Raw genomic sequence first — 19,278 nt, 5'->3', positions numbered from 1 at the left:
GCGCGAAGGCTGTCAAACACGGGCATCGCGGGACGGGGCGTCAACTTGCCGAAAACTGCCGAAACGCTTAGCATCTGGCCATATTTTCCCCGGGACGGTAGTCATGACTGAGCTGGATTTCGATCGCGCGCGTTTTTATATGGTAGAGCAGCAGATCCGCACCTGGGAGGTACTGGATCCGCGAGTGCTGGACGTATTCAGCGAGCAGGCCCGCCACCTGTTCGTGCCCGCCGCCTACAAGAACCTCGCTTACAGCGATGTGCAGATCCCGCTGGGCGAGGGCGAGGTGATGATGGAGCCGAAGCAGGAGGCCCGCATCCTGCAGGCGCTGAATCCCCAGCCCCACGAGACGGCGCTGGAGATCGGCACCGGCAGCGGCTGGTTCGCCGCCTGCCTGGCGCAGCTGGCGGGCGAAGTCACCAGCGTGGACATCCGCCCCGCCTTCACCCGGCAGGCCGAGGCCACCCTCAAGGCCCGCGGCATCGAGGGCGTGCAACTGCTCAATGCCGACGCCGCCCAGGGCTGGGACAACGGCCAGCAATACGATGTGATCGCCGTCACCGGCGCCCTGCCCGAACTGCACCAGGGCTTTCACCGGGCACTGACCCCGGGCGGCCGGCTGTTGCTGCTGGTCGGCGAGACGCCCATCCAGGAAGCGCTGCTGATCACTCGCGTGGGCGAGGATCAGTGGGCCACCGAGAGCCTGTTCGAGACCTGGGTGCCGACGCTCACGAACGCCCACCGCACGCTGGCGTTCGCGCTGTGAGCATCCGTGAGCTGGAACCTTCCGCGCTCAAGCGCATGATCGACGAGGGCGAGGCGCCCCTGTTGCTGGATGTGCGCGAAGGCTGGGAGCTGGAGCAGGCCCGCCTGCCCGGCGTCACCCACATCCCCATGGCACAGATTCCGGGGCGGGTGGATGAGCTGCGCACCGGCGCGCCGCTGGTGGTGATCTGCCATCACGGCGGGCGCAGCCTGACCGTGGCGGAGTTTCTGGTGGACCACGCCGGCTTCACCGACGTACACAATCTTACCGGCGGCATGGACGCCTGGTCACGGGAAGTCGACCCACGGGTGCCCCGCTACTGAGCTCGACCGGGCTCAGCGCAGACGCTCCTCCACCGCCTGCAACAGCTGCGTCAGCACCCCCCGATGGCGCGCCAACAAGGCCCTGCCTCGCTGGCCCATGGCCCGCGCCACATCCCTGTCGCCCAGCAGAGACGCGGCACGCTCGGCGAGCGCCGCCTCATCCGCCACCAGCTCCAAAGCGCCGGCCTCGCTCATGGCGTCCATGATCTCCTGGAAGTTGAATACCGCCGGCCCGCTCAGCACCGGCAGCCCAAGCGCGGCGGGCTCCAGCGGGTTGTGCCCGCCCACCGACACCAGGCTGCCGCCCATGAAGGCGAGATCGGCGGCGGCGAAATACAGCGGCATCTCCCCCATGCTGTCGCCCAGCAGCACCTCGGTACTCTCGTCCGGGGCGCCGGCACTGCGCAGGGCGAGCCGCCAGCCCTGACGCTCGCACAGGGCAGCCACGGCATCGAAGCGCTCCGGGTGGCGTGGCACCAGAATCAGCGCACACGCCGGATGCCGCGCCCGCACGCGGCGGTGGGCGGCGAGCAACTGCTCGTCCTCCCCCGCGTGTGTACTGGCCGCCACCCACACCGGTCGATCGGCGCCCAGTTGTGCGCGCAGCGCCTCGCCCCGCGCGCGCAGCGCCTGGGGAATCTCCTGCTCGAACTTGATGTTGCCGACCACGCTCACACGCTCCGCCGGCGCGCCCAGCGCTCGCAGACGCTCGGCATCCGACGCGCCCTGGGCCGCGATCCAATCCACCTGCTCCAGAGTGCGGCGGGTCAGCGCCCCGAGCCGGGCATAGCCCCGCGCCGAGCGCGCCGACAGCCGAGCATTGATCAGCAGCAGCGGAATATCCCTGCCGCGCACCTGGTGGAACAGGTTCGGCCAGAGTTCGGTTTCCATGACGATCACCAGCCGCGGCCGCGCCCGGCCCAGGAAACGCCGCACCGCACCGGGCAGGTCATAGGGCAGATAGCCGTGCAGCACCTGATCACCAAAGCTTTCCCGCACCCGGCGGGAGCCGGTGGGCGTGGTGGTGGTAACCAGCAGGGGAATGTCGGGATGACACCGGCGTAGAGCCTTGAGCAGGGGCAGGGCCGCCTGGAATTCGCCCACCGAGACGGCATGCAGCCAGATGGGCGGCGTGGCGGGACGCGGGCCGAAGCCGAAACGCTCCGCCCAACGCCGACGATAGTCGGGGGCGCGCCGCGAGCGCCACAGCAGGCGCGCCAACACCAGCGGCGTCAGCGCATAGAGCAGCAGGCTATAGAGCAGGCGCATCTCAGGCGTTGAGCCAGTCCAGGTACTCTCGCACGCCCTGCTCCACGCCACGGAACGCGTGGGGGTAGCCGGCGGCGCGCAAGGCGCCGAGATCCGCCTCGGTGAAGCTCTGATATCGGCCCTTGAGCTTGTCGGGGAAGGGGATGTACTCGATCTCGCCCCGGCCGTGCCAGCCGATCACCGCCCGGGCCACATCATTGAAGGCGCTGCTGCGCCCGGTGCCGCAGTTGAAGATGCCGCTCACCTCGGGGTGATCCAGCAGCCACAGGTTCACCGCCACCACGTCGTCCACGTGGATGAAGTCCCGGCGCTGTTCGCCATCGGCGTAGCCGTCGCTGCCTTCGAACAGACGCAGGCGGCCGGTCTCCCGAATCTGGCTGTTGAAGTGGAAGGCCACACTGGCCATGCCGCCCTTGTGCTGTTCCCGCGGGCCGTAGACGTTGAAATAACGCAGCCCCACCACGGGCGCGCGCAGCGCGTGCAGATGCCGGCGCAGGTACTCATCGAACAGATACTTGGAGTACCCGTAGACGTTCAGCGGTGCTTCGTGCGCCGGGTCTTCCCGGTACACCGGCCCGGCGCCGTAGACGGAGGCCGAGGAAGCGTACAGGAAGGGAATCTGGCGGCGCTGGCAGTAGTGGAAGAGCGCCTTGGTGTATTCATAGTTGTTGCGCATCATGTAGCGCCCGTCCCACTCGGTGGTATCCGAGCAGGCCCCCTGATGCAGCAGCGCGGTGATGCCGAGATCCTCGTCGCGCTCGATGCGCTCGAGGAAATCCTGGTGATCCAGATAATCGGCCACCCCGCTGCCCACCAGATTGCGGAACTTGGTGCCGTCGCTGAGATCGTCCACCGCGGCGACAGGGCCGCGGGCGCTCAGGGCGTGGACCAGATTGCTGCCGATGAAGCCGGCGCCGCCGGTTACGATGATCATGGGGTCCTCCAAAGCTTCGCCGACGCGGCCTTGCCGGTCTCGGCGCTCAAACGCCGTTCGCGTGCCAATGCCCAGGCGAAGGGCAACCAGAAATACAAGTACGGTGCGCCCGGTCGATGAATCAGATGATACGCCTCGGTGCTCATGCAGACGATGCCCACCGTCAGCGCCGCCGCCAGCCAGCGATCGGTCGTCGCGCCGGAAATCAGGGCCCGGCCTGCCAGCACCAGGGATACCGTGAGCAGCAGCACCCCCGCGACACCCAGATTGTAGAAGGCCATGAGCAGGAAGTTGTGGGGATGGTAATTGTGCCCCCGGTATTCGGCGACCATATGCTCACCACCCACACCATGACCGAACCAGGGCGCCTCCATGCCCTTGCGCAGGGTGTCGGTGTAGATCGCCACCCGGGCCTCGTCGGACAGGCTCAGGATGCGCGGCCAGTGCTCCGGGAAGAACTGCGCGGCAACCAGCAGCGCCACCCCCGTCAGCAGGACAGCCAGGCTCAGCCAGCGCACCCAGCCACCGCTGAACCAGGCAAGCACGAAAGCCGCGGCGACCACGGCCAGGAGGCCCGTGCGGCTCTGGGTGAACCAGGCGGCGGACACGACCAGTACCAGGCATAGCAGCCAGGCCCCGCGGCGCCAGCCGCCATCGCGCACCGCCAGGTGCCCCGCGAACACCGCCGCGATGGCCATGGCGCTGGCCATGACGTTGGGGTGATCCAGGCGCCCCCAGCCGACCATGCGCCCGTGATGGCTCGCGCCCCACTCGCCAAAGAACAGCACCATGGCCAGCAACGCCCCCAGCGCCGCCGCGACCACCAGAACCCGTTCGGCCCACAGCCTGTCAATCTCGCTCACGCCGAAGCGCGCCGCCACATACAGGAAGGTCAGCAGATAGAAGGCGTCCTTGGCATGCTCCAGCGCCTCCTCCCCCCCCGCCTGCGGGTTCCAGGCGTGGCTGAGCACCCCCAGCGCCATGAACGCCAGCAAGGCCAGTACGGCCGGGGCGCGCAGGAACCAGCCCAGGCCCAGGGAGCGGGCCATGAAAAGGGCCGCCAGCCCCGTCAGATAGAAGACATTGTTGTGGGGCTGGCCGTCGGGGATGAGAAAGAAGCCCGCGAGAAACACGCAGAACCCCAGGCGGAGCAGCTTGCCGCCACGCCCCCAGCCAAGATCCGTGCTCGGCTGCCGCTGCACCGAGAGAGTATCCACACCCGCCATCATGTTCCTCGGAAAAGGTGCCTCGGCGCGGATGCGCCGCAAAGGGCGCAAGCCTAGCACAAGGCACCAGCGCCCTCATGCAAGACCGATACCGGCCCTATATACTGCCGCCAGCAAATACACCTTGGCAGCCACACATGTACCGCATCAGTGTCATCATTCCCGTCTATAACTACGCCGAGCGCCTGCCACGGACGCTGCAAAGCGTACTGCCGCAACTCGCCCCGGGCGACGAAATCGTGCTGGTGGATGATGGCTCCACCGACGAAAGCCTCGCCCTGATCCAGGAGTACGCCGCGGCTCACCCCGATCGCATCGTCGCGGCCCACCAGGCGAATGCCGGCCCCGGCGCCGCGCGTAATCACGGTTTTCGGCTCGCCAGCGGCACCCACATCCTGTTTCTGGACGCCGATGATCAACTCTGCGATCAGGCGCTGCCGGCGCTGCACCGTTCACTGCGCGACCAAGGCGATTGTCCCATCGTGATCGGCGGCTACATCAGTGTGCACGAAGGCGGCAGGGAGCGCCGGAGGCCGGCGCCGCAACTCGCCGCTCGCCCGGTGGACAATATGCGGGCCTATATCCGCAAGCAGTTCGGCACCCCTCACGGCGCCGTGCTGCTGGCGCGTCGGGTTCTGGATTACTGCCTTTACCCCGAGCATCTGCGGGTCAATGAGGATCTGTGCTTCTTCACCCGCATCCTCGCGCGCTTTCCGGCGCGCCGCCTCGACGAAGCGCTGGCCGCCATACATCATCACGGGGGCAGCCTGAGGCACGATCTGGACGCCCAACGCAACGCCACACCCCACAGCGAAGCCTGGGTCTTCGAGGGGGCGGACATGCCGCGGGAAGCGGCCGGCCTGCGCCGGGAATTCGGTGCCCGGCGCTTGCTGTCCCTGTCACGCGCCTGCCTGCTCAGCGGCCGGCATGCGGAAGGCCGGACACTGTATGCTCAGGCGGTGAAACGCTGGCCCCGGGCGCTGCTGCAAGGCTCCTACCTGCGCAAGTACCTGCGCAGCTTCACTCAATAACAAGCTCAATTTCCCGGATCAGCAGTGCAACACCGCGTCGTTACCATCCTTTCCAGTAATTATGCCGGCTCCCACTTCCTCTCCTTGCTGATTGGCAGCCACACACGAGCTGAGCATATCGGAGAAATAAAGCATTTACGCAAACCGCACTCCTGGCGCATGCGCCAATACTGCAAGATCTGCGATGACCAGGGAAAATGCCCGCTACAGAGGAGCATTGATCCTGAGCGGCTCGATAATATCTACCAGCAGATATTCGCCAACTTTGGAGGCGAAACGAGTTTGCTGGTGGATGCATCCAAGAAATGGTCTTGGGCGGCACGGTTCGCTGATGACAAAAGAATTGGACATCATTACATACATCTTCTTAGAGACCCGCGTGCGCTGGTTCGTCGCTGGGAAAAGACGTATGGCGAGCAGAAAAAACATCTGGATCAACGCTGGAAAGTGCTCGGCAGAAGCCGGCAGCAAGCACTGCCACTGCTATTTGCGCGCCGTCACCGCATTTACCTAGAGAAGTGGCTGCAGCAGAATCGGGAGATAAGCCATTTTCTGCAAGGCAAAAACCTGAACTACCGCGTGATGAGCTATCGCGACCTCGCGCGGGACCCCGCACGAGAGCTAACCCCTGTTATGGCTTGGCTGGGCTTCGACTTCGAACCGGCGCAAATTGAATACTGGCGCCAGCCGCACCATGGCAGCCGAAAATATCAATACGACTGGGTCGAAAAACAACAAGTAACCGGCCACTTCGACCTACGCTGGAAGCGTGAACTTCCAACGGCTACGGCGGAAAGCATCGCGGGCAACCCCCGGCTTCAAGACTACCTAAGCAAGCAGGGGCTTCGCTTGGCGGATGACGGACTGACTCGCCACGGCGTATGAGCAACGCCGCCTATTTACGGATCAGCACATCTTCCATGATCAGATACTGCAAATCCGAGCCGTAGAACATGTTCAGCGCATCGGTGGGCGAGCACACCATGGGTTCGCCACGGCGGTTCAGGGAAGTGTTGAGCAGCACGCCCACCCCCTTCCTCGCCTCGAAGGCCTTGAGCAGCGCGTAGTAACGCGGATTGCTTTGCTCGGTGACCACCTGGGCGCGGGCGGTGCCGTCCTCGTGCACCACCTCGGGCACCTTGTCCTTCCAGTCCTCGGCCACCTCGAAGGTGAAGGTCATGTAGGGCGAGGGATGATCGGAGCCCAGCATCTTCGGCGCCACGGTATCGAGCATGCTGGGGCAGAAGGGGCGCCAGCGCTCGCGGTACTTGATCTGCTCGTTGATCCGGTCGGCCACCCCCTTGTGGGTCGGGTCGCCGAGGATGGAGCGGTTGCCCAGCGCCCGGGGGCCGAATTCCATGCGCCCCTGGAACCAGGCGAGCGGATTGCCGCCGGCGAGTATTTCGGCGGCGGCTTCCGGCACGTTCTCCAGCCGCTCCCAGGCGGGCTGCTCCGGGTGCGCCTGGCAGGCGGCGATGCATTCCTCGTTGCTGTAGGCCGGTCCCAGGTAGGCGTGTTCCATGGGCGCGACGGTGTCGCCCAACTCCATGGCTGCGTAGGTGGCCGCGCCCAGGCTGGTGCCCGCATCGCCGGAGGCCGGCTGCACGAACAGCTCCTTCACATGGGGCAGCTGGATGATCTTCTGGTTGAGCTTGACGTTCAACGCCACGCCACCGGCGTAGGCGATCTTGCCGGTCTCGCGAATGATGTCACCCAGATAGTGCTCGATCAGGCCCAGGGCGGTGTCTTCCAGCAGCTTCTGCACGGCAGCGGCGTAATCGATATAGGGGTCATCGATCTCATCGCCCTCGCGCTTCGGGCCCAGCCAGTCCACCAGTTTCTGGCTGAAGTAATAGGACTGGCCGTCCTGCTTGTAGCGGCGCAGGCCGATGGTGTTCACCAGCTGCGTGTTGACCTTGAAATTCTTGCCGTCGAAATCGATCAGGCGGCTGAAATCGAAGCGGTCCGGGTCGCCGTAGGGGGCCATGCCCATGACCTTGAACTCGCCATCCAGCATCTCGAAGCCCAGATACTGGGTAATCGCGCCATACAGACCACCCAGGGAGTCCGGGTCGTAGAATTCCTTGATCTTGTGAATGCGGCCGTTCTCGCCGTAGCCGAAGAAGGTGGTTGCGTACTCGCCCTTGCCGTCGATGCCGAGGATGGCGGTCTTTTCCTGAAAGCCGCTCAGGTGATAGGCACTGCTGGCATGGGCCAGATGATGCTCCACCGGCAGGATGGTGACCTTGTCCCGGTCTATGCCCAACTGCGCCAGCAACTCGTCGAGCTGGCGCATATTGCGCCGGAAACGACGGTTGCCGTTGAACAGCGCATCCAGCGCCCGGTCGGGGGCATACCAGTAGCGCCTGGCGTAGTGCCAGCGAGCGGGGCTGGATAGCCCGATCTCCGCGTAGGGGAAAGCCACCACGTCGATGTCGGCGGCGCTCAGGCCGGCTTCGCGCAGGCAGTAACGGGCCGCCTCCAGCGGGAAGCGCCCCTTGGCGTGCTTGTCACGGATGAAACGCTCTTCCTCGGCGGCGGCGATCACTTGACCGTCCACCAGAATCGCGGCGGAGGCGTCGTGGGAGACGGCGCCGGAAATACCCAGAATATTCATGTGCTGTGTCGTTCGGCTCGGTTCGATGGGCGCATTCTAAGGCTCGCGGCCGACAAGTCCCAGCGCCGGCTGGAGTTTTTGTCGAAAGGCCCGCAATAGTTCGGGATCCTGCTGCCAGTTGTGCAGAAACCGGCGCAGATCCCGGGCGTAAGCGCGGCGAAAGGCGGGGATGCTCTCATGCAGGCGCATGGCGTCCAGGTCGATCAACTGCACATCGCCACCCTCGCAGACGAGGAAATTGCCGGCCTTCAGATCGCCGTGACTGAGCCCCACCGCGCCCAGCGCGTTCACCAGCGCCGCCATGGCTTCCAGCTCGCGCCAGCCGGCGGTCAGGCCCTGGTCGCGGAAGTGATCATCCGGTCGCCAGGCGGGCTGGTACGCGGTGATGTAATACGCCGTGCCGCGCAGCGGCCCCAGACGCCGTTCCAGCAGCGCCACCGGCGCCGGCGTGGGCAACCCCAGGGCGCGCAGATAATGGGCGTTGCGCCAGGAGATGGCGGCGCGGCCGCGGCGCAGGCTCTGCACGATGGCATGAGCCGCGCTCTTGCGGTTGTAGCGCTTGATGACCAGCGCCTGGCCGCCACAGTCCACCCGGGCCACCGTGCAGGTCCGTCCGTCCTTGAGCAGGCGGCCCCCGGCCATGGCGGCATCGGGGTCGGAGAGCAGGGCACGCAGCTCGGGCGTGTCGAAGGCCCGCGCCAGATGCAGGTGGTGACGGGCGTCGTGTTCGGCGACAAAATCGCTGGCATTGCGAAAGGCCTTGGCCGCGTGACGCCGCGCGCGGTCGCGGCGCGCTGCCCGCAGCGCCTGGGCGAGCCCCGGCTCATCCAGCGATGTGCCATACGCCTCGGCCAGGGCACGCTGAGCCTCCCGGCGCGGCAAGGGCAGCTGGGCCAGCAGCCGTGCGAGATTGTCGCGCCGGGCAGCGTCGTCCGCGGCCGCCTTCACCGCATCACCGTCCAGCAGGTAGAGGGCCTCGCCGGCGAACAACACGTTGTCGCCATGGGGGTCGTCGTGGAGCAGGCCGGCCCGGTGCAGCCGCGCCCAGAGCTCACCCAGCCGGGCAAGCTGCGCCGACGAGGCTGCTCCAAAATCCTTCCCCAGACCGCGCGCGCCCTCCACCCAGGCCGTGAGCAGGGCCGGGAAACCGGCCAGATGCCCCTGCCAAAGCCGCTCCGGAGTCGGCAGGCCGGCTGCCGTCAGCGCGGCCAGCCCCTCCTGCTCCCGGGCAAGGTGGCGCTCGGCACGCGTGGCGTCGAGGAAGACCTTGAGCACGCCTACGCGCTCGCCCCAGCACACTCGCAGCACCAGGCGCCGATCCGGCAGGGCCCGCAACACTGCTTCCAGACGCAGCGGGTGCCCCGCCAGCTCCGCGGACAGGGGCAGCCCGCCCTCGCCCCGGGAGAGTGCCGGCAATTGGCCGCGCAGCGTCTCGCCACTCATGTCATTCGTCCTCGTCGCGGATGCTGCGAATGATCTCGCTGGTGGAATGTCCGTCGAGAAAGCCCAGTACCCGCACCTCGCCACCGCGCTCGCGCACGCAACCTGCGCCGGCGATGTCCTCGGGGCGGTAATCGCCGCCCTTGACCAGCACGTCCGGGCCGATGGCGCAGATCAACCTCTCCGGCGTGTCCTCGCCGAAGGGCACCACCCAGTCCACCGAGGCCAGGCCCGCCAACACCGCCATGCGGCGCTCAACAGTATTCACCGGCCGGCCCTCGCCCTTGAGCCGGCACACCGAGGCATCGTCGTTGACCGCGACGATCAAGCGGTCCCCCAGTCGCCGGGCCTCTTCCAGGTAGGCCACATGGCCGGCGTGCAGCAGGTCGAAGCAGCCATTGGTCATGACCACCCGCTCACCCCGGGCGCGGGCATCCTCCACCGCCACCCGTAGCTGCTCCTCGCCCATCACGCCGCGCCCGCCGCTGCGCGATTCCAGCAGACCCAGCCGCAGCTCCGCCACGTTCACCGTGGCCGTGCCCAGCTTGCCCACCACGATGCCGGCGGCCAGATTGGCCAGCGCCGTGGCCTCGGGCAGTTCGCAGCCGGCAGCGAGCGCGGTGGCCAGGGTGGAGATCACGGTGTCGCCGGCGCCGGTGACGTCGAAGACCTCCTTGGCACGGGCGGGCAGGTGCCGCTCCGGCTGGCCCTCGCGCAGCAGGGTCATGCCGTGCTCGCCGCGAGTGATCAGCAAGGCACCCAGCGCGTGCTCGGCGCACAGGGCAAGACCACGCTCCACCAGGGCCTGTTCGCTGGCGCAGACACCCGCCACGGCCTCGAACTCGCCGAGATTGGGGGTGATGAGGCTCGCCCCGCGATAGGGGCGGAAATCGGCACCCTTGGGATCCACCAACACGGGCAGCCCGGCGGCGCGGGCGAGCTCGATCAAGCGCGCGGCATCGCGTAGCGTGCCCTTGGCGTAATCCGAGAGCACCACCACGTCGGCGTCCTGCAGCGCGGCCTGGAAGCGGCCGATGAAGGCCTCGCGGTCGAAGGAATCGAAGGGGTCTTCGAAATCCAGCCGTATGAGCTGCTGATGGCGGCTGATCACCCGCAGCTTGGTGATGGTGGGCGCGCCGGGCACGGGCTGCAGGCGGCAATCCACCCCCACGCCTTCCAGCCGGCGGCTCAGGCTGGCGGCCGCCTCGTCCTCGCCCACCAGGCCCAGCAGTATCGGCGTGCCGCCCAGCGCCGCCACGTTCAGCGCGACGTTGGCGGCCCCTCCGGGGCGCTCCTCGATCTCGCCCACCCGCACCACCGGCACCGGGGCCTCCGGCGAGATCCGGCTGGTATCGCCGTGCCAGTAGCGATCCAGCATCACATCGCCCACCACCAGCACGCGGGCGGGGGTGAAATCGGGCACTCTCATGGCGGCGCTCATCGCTCAGGCATCCAGGCTGACATCGGCCAGCACCCGCTCGGCCTGGATGGTCTTCAGGCCCTGTTCTATGCGCTTGAGCCCCTTGCGGATGGAGCGGCTGCGGGAGCCCAGCTCCGGGTTCAACACCATGGTGGCGTGGTTGAGATGCAGCATGTAGCGCATCAGCGCGGGCGCGGGCAGGAAAACCATCTCGTGGCCCTTCGCCACCAGGGCCTGGTGCAACTTGCGACCGGCGGTATCACGGTCGGCGGAGAAGCTCAGGCCGTACTCGCGAATCAGGTCGGTGCGGTAGATCGCGCAGTGGCTGCGCAGATAATGCCCTTCCACCAGTTCCTCGGGCAGGGGGCGGCCGCGCAGGGGGTAGGTCTTGCGCTGCCAGTAGTCCTCGATGGCCTTGGCGGCACGACGCAGCGGCGGCTTCACCTCCAGCTTCCAGGACCCCACGCCGGCCACATCGGGATTGGCCTGGAAGGGGGCGAGCAGGTAATCCAGCCAGTCGTCGCGGTAGACGAAGGTGTCGGTGTGAATGGACAGCACGTAGGGGGTGTCCACCCGCGCCAGCGCCATGTCGAGCGCCCGGGAGTGGGACAGGGAAGGCGTGTCGTCCGGCTCCGGCTGGCGCTCGATCAGCTCGATCCAACTTAGGGAGCGCAGGTACTCGGTGGAGGCGTCCCGGGAGTGGTTATCCACGGCAATGACCCGAATGCGGGTCGGATCGGTGTGCTTGCGCAGCAGACGCAGGCAAATCTTGGTCAGTTGTTCGGTCTTGTAGTTGGGAACCAGTATGGAAACGTCCGCCATCGTGCCACCTCAAGGCTTTGTCTGCCGGCGGATTTTAGGGGACCACCGATGGCCTGTCGAACCCGGCGCTGCCTTGTGCCGCCACGGCGGGTAGAATGGCCGCATTCCCAGGCAAGCGATACGTACCATGTCCCGAGCCCGTGCCAAGGCCACCGTAATCACCCGCCGCCGTCTGCTGCACCCCCGCCACTGGCCCCTGTGGCTGGGCCTGGGGCTGCTCTGGCTGATTACCCGCCTGCCTCACCGGGCGGGCATGGCGATCGGTCGCGCCCTGGGGCGGCTGAGCTACCGACTGGCAAAGAGCCGGCGGCACATCGCGCAGGTGAATGTGCGGCTGTGCTTCCCGGAGCTCAGTGAAGCGGAGCGTGAGGCGCTGGTGCGGCGCAACTTCGAGTACACCGGCATGACGGTAATCGAGATGGGCTGGGCCTGGTGGGTGGGGGATGAACGCTTCGCGCCGCTGGGCGAGATCCAGGGGCTGGAGCATCTGCAGGCGGCGCTGGCCCGAGGACAGGGCGTGCTGTTGGTGGGCGGGCACTTCACCTCGCTGGAGATCGCCGGTCGGCTGCTGGTGCCCCATGCCAATTTCCCGGTCACCTACCGGGCCCACAAGAACCCGGTGATGGAATACATCCTGCGCCGGGCCCGCAACCGTTACTACGACAGCGCCATCGAGCGCCACGATGTCCGCGGCATGATCCGCGCCCTGCGCAAGGGCATGCCGGTGTGGTACGCGCCGGATCAGGACTACGGCCGCCGCCACAGCGTGTTCGTGCCCTTTTGCGGCGTGTCGGCGGCCACGGTCACCGGCACCGCGCGGCTGGCGGGCATGAGCAAGGCCACGATCATCCCCGCCCAGTTCTACCACCGCCCCGACGGCCGTTATCAGATCATCCTGCACCCGCCGCTGGAGGGCTACCCCAGCGGCGACGAGCATGCCGATGCCTGGCGCATCAACGCCTTCATCGAGGAATGGGTGCGACAGCGCCCGGAGCAGTACCTCTGGGCGCATCGGCGCTTCAAGACTCGGCCGGAGGGGGAGCCTCGCCCCTACTGAGCGCGCGTAGCGCCTCCCACACCCGCGCCGGCGGCAGCTCGCCAAAACAGGGCGGCTCCACCCCGGGCTGCCGGGGGCCGGTATAGCTGCAACGCCGGGAAAGGCAGGGCGCGCAGGGGAATTCCGCGGCCAGGCTGCGCGCGCGCGCACCCAGCACCCCGGTCAGATCCGCCGAGGTGGGGCCGTAGAGCGCGACCCCGGGCTGTCCCGCGGCGGCGGCCAGATGGGCGATGCCGGTGTCCACCGCCACGAAACCATCGCAATCGAGCAGCTCCACCAGCAGCTCGTCCAGACTCAGCTTCGGCAACACCCGTACGCCGATCAGCCCCTCGGCCAGCCGCTCGGCACGAAGGCGCTCGGCCTCGTTGCCCCAGGGCAGCTCCACGCGCAGGCCCTCGGCCACCGCCCGTTCCGCCAGTACGCGCCAGTAGCTCTCCGGCCAATGCTTGGTGGCCCAGGTGGTGCCGTGAATGAACATCAGCCGCGCCCCTTTGGCCAGCGCCCCCTTCCGGGCGGCGGGCCGCAGGCCGTAATCGGGGGCGGTGTGGGGGCGCGGATAGTCCAGGGCCTGGGCGAACAGATCCCGCAGCCGGTCGATGGCATGCCCGCCGCGGGGCACCGCATGGGCCACGTCCAGCACCCGCGCGGACAGAGGCTCCCGGGCGGAGCGCGCGTCCAGGCCGTGACGCGGCCCGGGCGCCAGGCGAGCGATGAAGGCACTCTTGATCAGCCCCTGGGCGTCCAGCACCCGATCGGCGCCCGAGCCCTTGAGCTGCTCGCGAAAGGCCCGCCATTCGCCACTGCGCCAGGCCCGCCAAGGGTGCTTGCGCCAGCGCCGCAGCGCGCAGGGGATAACCCGCGCCACCGCCGGGTGACGCCGGGCGATGGGCGCGAAGGCTTCCTCCACCACCCAGTCCACCCGCAGATCGGGACGGGCGGCCAGGGCATCGCTCAGCGCCGGCAGGGTGTGCACCACATCACCCAGGGAGGAGGTCTTGATCAGCAGCAGACGCACCGCTCAGCCCGCCGCCCGGCACAGGGGGCGCCACCACTGGGGATGGGCCAGGTACCACTCCATGGTCGCGGCCAGCCCGCTCTCCAGGGTGTGCGCGGGCCGAAAATCCAGCTCCGCGCGCACCTTGTCCGGGTTGATGGCGTAGCGCGCGTCATGGCCGGGCCGGTCGCGGACGAAGCGGATCAGGCTCTCGCAGGGCTCGCCGCGCGCCGGCGCGGCCTCGGGGTAACGGGCGGAAAGCTCCGGGCGCGCGGCGAAGGTCTCATCCAGACGCGCGCAGATCAGGCGCACCAGCGCGATGTTGTTCCACTCGTTCTCGCCGCCGATGTTATAGACCTCACCCACGCGCCCTCGCCGCAGCACCTGCTCTATGCCCCGGGCATGGTCTTCCACGTGCAGCCAATCGCGCACGTTGCGTCCATCGCCATAAACCGGCAGCGACTCGCCGTGCAGCAGGCGGGTGAGCATCAGGGGGATGAGCTTTTCGGGGAACTGATAGGGGCCGTAGTTGTTGGAGCAGTTGCTGGTGGTAACCTGCAGGCCGTAGGTGTGGTGCCAGGCGCGCACCAGATGATCGGAGGCGGCCTTGCTCGCCGAATAGGGAGAATTGGGCGCGTAGGCGGTGGTCTCGGTGAAAGCCGGATCGGCTGGGCCCAGGGAGCCGTAGACCTCGTCCGTGGAGACGTGGTGAAAGCGGTGCGGGCGGCCGCTGCCCGCCAGCCACACGTTCTGCGCTGCCTGCAACAGGCTCAGCGTGCCCGTGACATTGGTCTCCACGAAGGCCGCGGGCCCGCTGATGGAGCGGTCCACGTGGCTCTCGGCGGCGAAATGCACCACCGTGTCCAGGGACTCTTCGCGCAGCAGGCGCTCCACCAGCGCCTGATCCCGAATATCACCGTGGACGAAGCGCAGCGCCGGCTGTTCGAGCACTGGCGCCAGATTTTCCCGCCGCCCCGCATAGGTGAGCGCATCCAGCACCACCAGCCGGTCCTCGGGGTAGCGCGCCAGCCAGTAGTGGACAAAGTTCGCGCCGATGAAGCCGGCACCGCCGGTAACCAGCAAGCTAGCCATGGGCGAGCTCCTTCAACATGGCCCGCAGCGCCACTCGCCAGTGGGGCGGGACTTCACCCAGCGCCTCCCAGAAGGCGGACTTGTCCAGCACGGCGCCGGCGGGGCGGCGGGCCGGGGTGGGGAACTGTTCGCTGCGGATGGGGCGGATGGTCACGGGACGCTCCAGCAGGCCCAGCGCCAGCGCCTCTTCCTGGATGGCCACGGCGAAATCGTACCAGCTCGCCACACCGGCATCGGTCCAGTGCTGTGTGCCCCTGATGCCCAGCGCCAGAGCCCGCCAGATGGCCGCCGCGAGGCCGCGCGCCCAGGTGGGCGTGCCCAACTGGTCCACGACCACCGCCAGCTCGTCGCGCTCGGCCATCAGCCGCAGCATGCTGTGCACGAAGTTTTTACCTTGCGCGGCATAGACCCAGGCGGTGCGCAGGATCAGCGCCTCATCGCCCAGCTGTTCGCGCACCGCCTGCTCGCCACGCAGCTTGCTCTGCCCGTAGACGCTCAGGGGGCCGACGGCATCCTCCGGGCGGTAGGGGCGGCCCTGGGCACCATCGAAGACAAAATCGGTGGAGACCTGCACCAGGCGCGCGCCCTGCGCACGGGCGGCTCGGGCCAGGTTGGCCGCCCCTTCGGCATTCACCGCTTCGGCCAGCGCCGCTTCCTGTTCGGCCCGGTCCACCGCCGTGTAGGCGGCGGCGTTGATGATGACAGCCGGCGCGTGGGTGCGCAGGAAGTCATCCACCGCGGCCCCATCGACGATGTCCAGCGCCTTTCGCTCGGGGCTCAACAGTTCCACGCCCTCGGGGCGGCTGCGAGCCAGCTCCCGTCCCAACTGCCCGGCGCCGCCGGTGACCAGCACCTTCACGGATACACCTCCGCCTCCGCCAGGCCCACCGCGTCGGCGTCCTTGGCGGACAGCACCGGTTCCGTGCCAGGGGGCAGCGGCCAGTCGATGGCAAGCCTCGAGTCATCCCAGCGCAGGCTGCGCTCGTGCTCCGGGGCGTAGTAGTCGGTGCACTTGTAGCAGAATTCGGCCCGCTCGCTGAGCACGTAGAAACCGTGGGCAAAACCCGGCGGCACCCAGAGCATGTGCTTGTTCTGCGCGGACAGCCGCGCACCCACCCAGCGGCCGAAGTGCGGCGAGCCGCGGCGCAGATCCACCGCGACGTCGAAGACTTCGCCGCTGATAACCCGCACCAGTTTTCCCTGGGGCTGGCGGATCTGGTAGTGCAGGCCGCGCAGCACTCCCTGGGCTGACGAGCTGTGGTTGTCCTGCACGAAATCCTGGTCGATGCCCGCCTTCGCGAAGCTTTGCCGGTTCCAGCTCTCCAGGAAAAACCCCCGCTCATCGCCGAAGACCTTCGGCTCGATCAACACCACCTCGGGGATATGCAAGGGTGTGAACTTCATGGCATACCGTCCTCGAGGATCAGGCGCAGATAGGCGCCGTAGCTGTTCTTGCTGAGTGGCGCGGCCAGCGCGGCCAGCTCCTCGGAGCTGATCCAGCCCTGGCGGTAGGCGATCTCCTCGGGGCAGGAAATCTTCAGCCCCTGGCGCTGCTCCACCACCCGCACGAAGTTCGCCGCATCCAGCAACGCATCGTGAGTGCCGGTGTCCAGCCAGGCGGTACCGCGTCCCAGGCGCTCCACCTGCAGGTCCCCCCGGGCGAGATAGGCACGGTTGACGTCGGTGATCTCCAGCTCCCCCCGGGCGGAGGGGCGAATGCCGCGGGCGATCTCCACCACATCGCGGTCGTAAAAATACAGCCCGGTCACCGCGTAATGGGAGCGGGGCCGCTCGGGCTTCTCCTCGATATCCACGGCCCGGCCCTCGGCATCGAAACTCACCACGCCGTAACGCTGGGGCTCCTTGACGTAATAACCGAACACGGTGGCGCCTTCGCGGCGCTGGGCTGCCTGGCGCAGGCGCTCCGGCAGACCCTCGCCGTAGAAGATGTTATCGCCCAGGATCAGGCAGACCGGCTCATCGCCGATGAACTCCTCGCCGATCAGGAAGGCCTGGGCCAGCCCGTCGGGGCTGGGTTGGGCGGCGTAGCTGAGCGACAGGCCCCATTGGCGTCCGTCGCCGAGCAGCGCCTGGAAGGCGGCCTGGTCATGGGGCGTGGTGATGACCAGGATCTCGCGTATGCCCGCCTGCATCAGGGTGACCAGGGGGTAGTAGACCATGGGCTTGTCGTAGACCGGCATCAGCTGCTTGCTCACGGTGTGAGTCAGCGGATGCAGCCGGGTGCCAGTGCCGCCCGCGAGAATGATGCCTTTGCACGTCATGGAGAACCGTCCCGATAATGATCGGGGCATTGTAGCCGCGCGATGGGCACGGGTCAGCCCGGCGACTTGCCGTAGAGGCGCCGGGCGCGCCCCCGCACCGCGCGCCAGAAGGCCGCGTCCCGGCTCAGGGTCTCGCGCAGGCTGCCGCCGCTGTACTCGCGCATGAAGCGCAGCAGGTCCCGCCGACCGAGCCCAAGGTCCATCACCGAGTAGTACAGCGCCCCCACATCCTTCACCACCCAGCGCCGGGGCGTGCGGCGTCGGCACTGGGCGCGGTGCAGATCGATCACGTACAGGCGCAGGCTCGCCGGATCTGGCCGCGCCAGCTGGGCGCGGTCCATCAACAGGTGGCAAATGTAGAAATCCCGGTGATTGACACCGTTGCCGTGCAGTACCCGGGCGATGCGCGCCACCTCTTTGATCAGCGCCCGGCGAAAGGCCGGGGCTGGGGGCTGCGTCGCCCAGAGTGCGGCGTATTGCTCCAGGCTCAGCGTCTCAGCCAACTCCTCGGTTACCAGGAAGGATTCCTGCGCGGCCGGGTTCAAGCCCCGTACGCCCAGCGCCACCTCGCGCATGGTATCCAGCCCCAGCGCGTGCAGGCGGCGGATCGCCCGCCACTCGTTACCCGCCCCCAGCACCGGCAGCTTGCCCTGGCTGAGGTTCTTGAACACCTCCCGCCAGCCCACACCCCGGTGCACCTTGATGAAGAACCCCCGCCCCTCGCGCTCGAAACGCAAGGTGCGGCGGTTCTGAATGCGCTTGTAGACCTGGCCTTCCAGGGCGAGAAAGTCCTCGAAACGCCACTGGGCGAACAGGCTCCGGTAGGGCGGCTCGATGCGGATCATGGGCGCTCCCGATTAGCCCGGGCACGGGCGAGAATGCGCTCCGCCGCCCGCTCGATGAGGCTGTAGAAGTCCCGGGACGCGGCGTAGCCCGCACCCTGCTCACCCCAGCGTGTCAGTGCATCCGTATCCTCCAGCGCCTGGCCCAGAAGCGCATTGAAGCGTGCCTGCTGGAAAGGCTGCGGGCATACCAGGCCGGCGCGGGCCTCTTCCACGTAGGGTGCGAAGCCGCAGTTGGCGGTGGTGAGCACCGGCAGGCCGCAGACCATGGCCTCGATCAGGGTGGTGCCGGTGTTCTCGGTATAGGCCGGGTGCACCAGCAGATCCGCCGCGTAGTAGTAGCGGGCCACATCGCTCCGGCCGCCCAGGAAGTGCACGCGGGGCGCGATCCCCAGCCGCTTCGCCAGCCGCTGGTAAGGGCCGGCCTTGTCCTCGCCGATCACCGCCAGATGGGTGCGGGCGCGCAGCGCCTCGGGCAGCGAGGCCTGGGCCCGCAGGATGCGATCCACGCCCTTGGTGCGAAAACGTGCCGCCACATTGAGCAGCAACCGCTCATCGGCGCCCAGGCCCAATTCCTCGCGCACGGCGCGAATGTCCTCGTCCGGGGGCGGCGGCACCAGCCGGCCGCGGTTGATGCCCGGCGGCAGCAGGTGCAGGCGCTCGGGCTCGGTGCCGTAGTGGCGGCGGAAGATCTCGGCCTGATCGTGGGCGATGAGCAGTATGTCGGTATCCTCGCCGGCGGCGAACACGGCCCGCTCGAAAGCCAGCGAGGCCCGGTAGCGGGGCAGCCAGCGCAGCAGACGGATGCGCCCACTCAGGCGCTCGGCGAAGCAGGGGTCGCCCGCGTAATACACATCCAGCCCCGGCAGCTTGGTGAAACCCACCACCGCGTCGAAATCACCGGCCGCCGCCACGGCCTCGGCCAGCTTGCGCGCCAGCAGCGCATTGCTTGCGTGGTTGGTGGGCGCGCGGGTATCCAGCTCATGGACGTGGATACCCGGCTCCCGCGGGGCACGCCAGCCACCGGTGTAGACATGCACCTCGGCGCCGGCATCGCGGCAGGCGCGGAGGATGCGCAGCATGCTGCGCTGCATGCCCCCGAACTCGAAGAACAGGGAGACGGCGAATGCCAGCTTCAGCGGTTCAGGTACGCCCATGGCCGG

At 67.8% G+C, this 19,278-nt stretch carries 19 protein-coding genes; 5 read left to right on the top strand and 14 right to left on the bottom strand.

All coding sequences use genetic code 11. The features are described from left to right. Positions 1-103: 103 nt before the first annotated feature. Together GBG68_RS05360 and GBG68_RS05355 are read left to right on the top strand one after the other, a co-directional pair. Positions 104-766, top strand: coding sequence for a protein-L-isoaspartate O-methyltransferase family protein (locus GBG68_RS05360; protein ID WP_152145896.1), 663 nt, complete (start codon positions 104-106; stop codon positions 764-766). Further along, entirely contained in the window at positions 763-1,089 is a 327-nt protein-coding gene (locus GBG68_RS05355) for a rhodanese-like domain-containing protein (RefSeq protein ID WP_413463309.1), read from the top strand. The genes GBG68_RS05360 and GBG68_RS05355 overlap by 4 nt, the downstream gene beginning before the upstream one ends. Before the next feature lie 12 nt (positions 1,090-1,101). Here the strand turns inward: GBG68_RS05355 and waaA are convergent, their stop codons facing one another. Genes waaA through GBG68_RS05340 form a run of 3 tightly spaced genes read right to left on the bottom strand, consistent with a single transcriptional unit; the run spans position 1,102 to position 4,518 of the window. Next, the gene (gene waaA / locus GBG68_RS05350) at positions 1,102-2,358 is read right to left on the bottom strand and encodes a lipid IV(A) 3-deoxy-D-manno-octulosonic acid transferase (protein ID WP_152145895.1); all 1,257 of its coding nucleotides are present in this window, start codon (positions 2,356-2,358) and stop codon (positions 1,102-1,104) included. Position 2,359: 1 nt separating this feature from the next. Next, a complete protein-coding gene (rfaD, locus tag GBG68_RS05345) occupies positions 2,360-3,292 on the bottom strand; it encodes an ADP-glyceromanno-heptose 6-epimerase (protein ID WP_152145894.1) in 933 nt (310 codons plus the stop codon). Then, on the bottom strand, positions 3,289-4,518 hold the full coding sequence (locus tag GBG68_RS05340; protein ID WP_193323663.1) for an O-antigen ligase family protein: 1,230 nt from the start codon (positions 4,516-4,518) through the stop codon (positions 3,289-3,291). The genes rfaD and GBG68_RS05340 overlap by 4 nt, the downstream gene beginning before the upstream one ends. Before the next feature lie 137 nt (positions 4,519-4,655). Between GBG68_RS05340 and GBG68_RS05335 the strand changes: the two genes are divergently transcribed. Together GBG68_RS05335 and GBG68_RS05330 are read left to right on the top strand one after the other, a co-directional pair. Beyond that, the gene (locus GBG68_RS05335; protein ID WP_193222227.1) at positions 4,656-5,549 is read left to right on the top strand and encodes a glycosyltransferase family 2 protein; all 894 of its coding nucleotides are present in this window, start codon (positions 4,656-4,658) and stop codon (positions 5,547-5,549) included. A gap of 24 nt (positions 5,550-5,573) precedes the next feature. Further along, positions 5,574-6,434: a hypothetical protein gene (locus GBG68_RS05330; RefSeq protein ID WP_152145891.1), complete on the top strand. Its 861-nt coding sequence runs from the start codon at positions 5,574-5,576 to the stop codon at positions 6,432-6,434. A gap of 10 nt (positions 6,435-6,444) precedes the next feature. Here the strand turns inward: GBG68_RS05330 and GBG68_RS05325 are convergent, their stop codons facing one another. From GBG68_RS05325 to GBG68_RS05310, 4 genes are read right to left on the bottom strand one after another with little or no spacing between them, the layout of a single operon-like run. Then, positions 6,445-8,166, bottom strand: coding sequence for a carbamoyltransferase (locus GBG68_RS05325; protein WP_152145890.1), 1,722 nt, complete (start codon positions 8,164-8,166; stop codon positions 6,445-6,447). A 36-nt stretch (positions 8,167-8,202) separates the two neighbouring features. Further along, positions 8,203-9,609: a lipopolysaccharide kinase InaA family protein gene (locus GBG68_RS05320; RefSeq protein ID WP_152145889.1), complete on the bottom strand. Its 1,407-nt coding sequence runs from the start codon at positions 9,607-9,609 to the stop codon at positions 8,203-8,205. Position 9,610: 1 nt separating this feature from the next. Beyond that, a complete protein-coding gene (gene hldE, locus GBG68_RS05315; protein WP_152145888.1) occupies positions 9,611-11,035 on the bottom strand; it encodes a bifunctional D-glycero-beta-D-manno-heptose-7-phosphate kinase/D-glycero-beta-D-manno-heptose 1-phosphate adenylyltransferase HldE in 1,425 nt (474 codons plus the stop codon). A 15-nt stretch (positions 11,036-11,050) separates the two neighbouring features. Beyond that, complete coding sequence (locus GBG68_RS05310; RefSeq protein WP_152145887.1) at positions 11,051-11,848, bottom strand: glycosyltransferase; 798 nt, start codon at positions 11,846-11,848, stop codon at positions 11,051-11,053. A 127-nt stretch (positions 11,849-11,975) separates the two neighbouring features. On the opposite strand from GBG68_RS05310, the gene lpxL reads away from it, so the two are divergent. Further along, the gene (gene lpxL / locus GBG68_RS05305; RefSeq protein WP_152145886.1) at positions 11,976-12,905 is read left to right on the top strand and encodes an LpxL/LpxP family Kdo(2)-lipid IV(A) lauroyl/palmitoleoyl acyltransferase; all 930 of its coding nucleotides are present in this window, start codon (positions 11,976-11,978) and stop codon (positions 12,903-12,905) included. On the opposite strand, the gene waaC is transcribed toward lpxL, so the two are convergent. From waaC to GBG68_RS05270, 7 genes are read right to left on the bottom strand one after another with little or no spacing between them, the layout of a single operon-like run. Next, positions 12,868-13,920, bottom strand: coding sequence for a lipopolysaccharide heptosyltransferase I (waaC, locus tag GBG68_RS05300; RefSeq protein WP_152145885.1), 1,053 nt, complete (start codon positions 13,918-13,920; stop codon positions 12,868-12,870). The two genes, lpxL and waaC, sit on opposite strands and share 38 nt — an antisense overlap. Before the next feature lie 3 nt (positions 13,921-13,923). Continuing rightward, entirely contained in the window at positions 13,924-14,991 is a 1,068-nt protein-coding gene (gene rfbB, locus GBG68_RS05295; RefSeq protein WP_152145884.1) for a dTDP-glucose 4,6-dehydratase, read from the bottom strand. Continuing rightward, positions 14,984-15,850 (bottom strand): dTDP-4-dehydrorhamnose reductase, encoded by an 867-nt coding sequence (rfbD, locus tag GBG68_RS05290; protein WP_152145883.1) that lies wholly within the window; start codon positions 15,848-15,850, stop codon positions 14,984-14,986. The genes rfbB and rfbD overlap by 8 nt, the downstream gene beginning before the upstream one ends. Next, a complete protein-coding gene (gene rfbC / locus GBG68_RS05285) occupies positions 15,847-16,395 on the bottom strand; it encodes a dTDP-4-dehydrorhamnose 3,5-epimerase (RefSeq protein WP_152145882.1) in 549 nt (182 codons plus the stop codon). Before rfbC ends, rfbD begins: the two co-directional genes overlap by 4 nt. Next, on the bottom strand, positions 16,392-17,273 hold the full coding sequence (gene rfbA / locus GBG68_RS05280; RefSeq protein WP_152145881.1) for a glucose-1-phosphate thymidylyltransferase RfbA: 882 nt from the start codon (positions 17,271-17,273) through the stop codon (positions 16,392-16,394). The genes rfbC and rfbA overlap by 4 nt, the downstream gene beginning before the upstream one ends. 53 nt (positions 17,274-17,326) lie before the next feature. Then, positions 17,327-18,118, bottom strand: a complete 792-nt coding sequence (rfaP, locus tag GBG68_RS05275) for a lipopolysaccharide core heptose(I) kinase RfaP (RefSeq protein ID WP_152145880.1) — start codon at positions 18,116-18,118, stop codon at positions 17,327-17,329. Further along, positions 18,115-19,272, bottom strand: coding sequence for a glycosyltransferase family 4 protein (locus GBG68_RS05270; protein WP_152145879.1), 1,158 nt, complete (start codon positions 19,270-19,272; stop codon positions 18,115-18,117). The genes rfaP and GBG68_RS05270 overlap by 4 nt, the downstream gene beginning before the upstream one ends. Positions 19,273-19,278: the final 6 nt, after the last annotated feature.

It is taken from the genome of Alkalilimnicola sp. S0819 (assembly GCF_009295635.1).
GTDB lineage: Bacteria > Pseudomonadota > Gammaproteobacteria > Nitrococcales > WHIW01 > S0819.
Note: the sequence above shows the minus strand (reverse complement) of the source record. Positions and strands in the feature narration are given on the sequence as shown.